The sequence below is a fragment of the Barnesiella sp. CU968 genome, from assembly GCF_905219685.1.
Classification (GTDB): Bacteria; Bacteroidota; Bacteroidia; order Bacteroidales; family Muribaculaceae; genus Lepagella; species Lepagella muris_A.
Map to the genome: position 1 here is coordinate 1 of NZ_CAJMXD010000337.1, position 3,177 is coordinate 3,177.

The 3,177-nt window shown below is 49.6% G+C and carries 1 protein-coding gene and 1 pseudogene; both read right to left on the bottom strand.

Features of this window, described 5'->3' with window-relative positions; genetic code table 11:
* Positions 1 to 829, bottom strand: a pseudogene (locus tag JX312_RS11095) (hypothetical protein); the annotation flags it as partial.
* A gap of 18 nt (positions 830 to 847) precedes the next feature.
* The coding region (locus JX312_RS11100; protein WP_204458045.1) for a BACON domain-containing protein at positions 848 to 3,177 on the bottom strand (2,330 nt) is incomplete at its 5' end.

Here is a 3,177-nt window from a genome sequence, read left to right on the forward strand (position 1 = left end):
CTCCCATATAGTCGGTAGTGTTGCAGTTGCGTTCATACACATAAAGAGTAGGCACCGGACCTTCCGCCCATGTTTTTGAAGCGTCTGCCAACGTTGTTCCTGCCGGGCGTCCTGCAGCAGGAGTTGCCGAGGGTGCGGCGGTCACGGTTGGTGTGGGAGTCAGAAATCCTACTGTTGCGAGGTTGCAGGCGGATATTCCCTCCAGCACGAAATCACCGAGATGGTTTGACTGGGAAGCCTCTGCGGTTTTCACGGTAACACACGCCGCCGCGCGAAGGAGTTTGATGCCGTTCATCTCTATGTTGTCCATGATACCTGAGTTCAGTTCGACACGTCCCCACATTATAAGAGGCATGATATGCTCCTGTGTGTTGGTCAGAGATGCGGGCAATGAAGCTGTTTTCAAGGTTCCCACAACTGATTCAGGCGAGCCTTCCGTAAGCGGGGAGAAATCCATGCGGTCGGCGCCGGTAGCCTTGTCGCGGGCATTTGCCACAAGATGCACTGTGCGTTTCTTATCTATCTGTTCGAAAAGCAGCACAATCTTTATGCCTTTGTCGGAATAGCTGATATGGTTGGCGGGAATGCGTTCTATGAATTTGCCGTTTTCATCAAAAACGAGACCGTCTACAGTCAGAATATCCGTGTCTGTGATTGTTCCATCAGCGCGTGTCAGTGCCTTCTTCTCTTCAGTCTGCGGAAGAACAACGGAAATTGTAGCTGCCACTTTACGTCTGGGTTCCGGATTTTCCGGTGCATCGCCGGCACAGGAGTTTAGAACTCCCGCGCCAAGCATTGCAAACGCTAATATTTTAAAGATTGACTTCATATTGAAGGTTTTCGTTATTTATACAATGGTTGAACCGTCCCACTTGATATTTGCCGAGTGTTTCTTGCGGTCATAGGTGATGATGCAGAAACGCAGATACTTATTACTGGGTTTGGTTAGTCCTGAACGGATGTTGAATGTCTTGGTTGCCTGGAACACTGTTTTTCCTCCTGAGTTATTGAAGTTTGTTCCCGCCTGATTCATGGTTCCTCCGAGATAACAATATATCGTGCAGGTAATGTTTCCGGATGCATTTGCGGTATACCATCCTGCCGCGAGGCTGAGATCAAGTGTTCGCGGAATCAGGTTGGCAGCGTTGGTTGCGACACCTTTCTTCCCGGGATAGGGATAAGTGTTTATTTCACGTGCGTTGAAATATACCGTTTCTCCCTGTCCACCGGTGGCGTCGCCACCCCATCGCAATACTGTCTTAGAATTGAATGCAGTACTATTTGCATGACTCCACCCCACGAACTTGTTGTTAAGGTTAGATACCGCAGACGTGTTGAATGTCTTGTCCCTGTAGACCACAGATGTCGGGTTTCCTGCAAATCCGCATTTGATATCGACGTCAGCTCTTGCCCATGTGAATTTGACCACAAAATAATCGAACTCGGGGATGACGACGAGGATTGCCTGGTCAATGGGAAGCTTGACAGTGTAGTCAGGGTCGGATTTATGACCGAGCACGATGTTGCCCCATTGGTCTTCACCGGTCGGATGCCGGATTGAGCGGAATGTGAATACTCCGGTCGTCTTGTCGAAGAATGTTCCGGATGAACCGATGAAAGAGGGGAGGCTTTTGATCACAACGTCTTTCACCCCTCCGTATACAGCCACGTCGGTTGTGGTGGTGATTGTGTCGTTGCGTGAGGTTGGCTGTGCGATTTCGATCACTTCGTCTCTGGCTCCGATGAATAGATTGTCAACGAAGATCGTGTCAGTGTCGAGGGTCCGCATGTTTTTGAACACTACGGGACCACGTCCATACGCATTCGCGAAATCTTCAGCATAAATGTCAGCGTCCGGCTTACGTGTCATTTTCACGTTGTTTGTCACGCCTGCGTTTCCGGAGACGCTCGCCGTTTTCAGGTTGTCGAGCATTTTCCAGTTGCCGCCGGTGCAGGTCACTGTCACCTCTTTCTGATTGTGCGGTGGACTGAGCCACATCTCTTTTACCGTAGGCTGATCCTGAAGGTGCACGTTGATTGTGCCTTTGTCGGGACGCTGCGTCACCGGAATGCGCTTCTCAAGATTGCCCGTAGTTATTGAGACATATGAGCTGCGGGGATGGTTATCGACATAAGTGTCTACATTTGCCGTGAGTTCATATGCGTTTCCGCCGAGGTCTTTTACTGTCAGCCATGTGGCATCGGCGGCTTTTGTTACAGTATATGTGTCTTTGCACTGCACGCGGATAGTGTCTTTCCAAGCCATACCGACCTCACCCTTGTCTGTGACTATCGTGCGGTTGGCGATGTCGGCATTCATGTTTTCGTCAATCCAGGGTATGATCTCTGTAGAGACATTCAGCTGCCGCTTGTTGTAGGATACTCTGACCTCATACACTCCGTTCATGCGGGGTGCGCGTAGAAGCTCGATATCGCGTTTCACCACATGGGAACCGTCATCGCATATGAGGTCTACATTGAGGTGCAGCAGAGAGGTGGTGGTGTCTACAGCTGTGGATGGAGACGCGTAGTCGGTTCCCCGGTGTGCCGGAATAAGGAAAGAGAGTTCCTCCGCACCTGTCATTTTTCCGTCTTCGCCTTCCACGGGCATGAGCGGAATCTTTCCCTTCAGGGGAGTCTTGCTTATTTCCGGCTTATATTTGGAAGGATAGAGAGTCCCGTCCCAGCTGAGAGTGGAGGGAACGTTTGAAATTTCTATATTCTGGAGAGCCGTGACATCAAGATATTCTGATTTTTCGAATATCACCTTCACTTTTGCGAGATTTCTCGTATATTGTGCCGGATAATTGTAGTCTTTGTCGGGTTCGAAATGGTCTACATTTGTGAGATCATCGATGACCCATTTTCCGGATAGTTCCACACCCTTGATGAAAGCCGTATAAATCTCAGGCATCTGGGCGAGTCCGCCGTTCTCATCCCTGAAATCATTGCGGAACATCACGCATTCTTCCGGTTTCTTGCCGTAAACGGGTTCGATTATGTGGTCTGTGACATTGCTGGTCATACCCGATACCAGAGCGAAATTCCATCTTCCTTCACCGAGAGTGAAAGTCAGTGAATGGTCACCGGTCATGGTGAGCTCAGGTTTTTTTACATATGCGCCGTTTCCTTTCACCACATCGTGAAACTGATAAAGCATCGTGTTTTGTGTAAGAG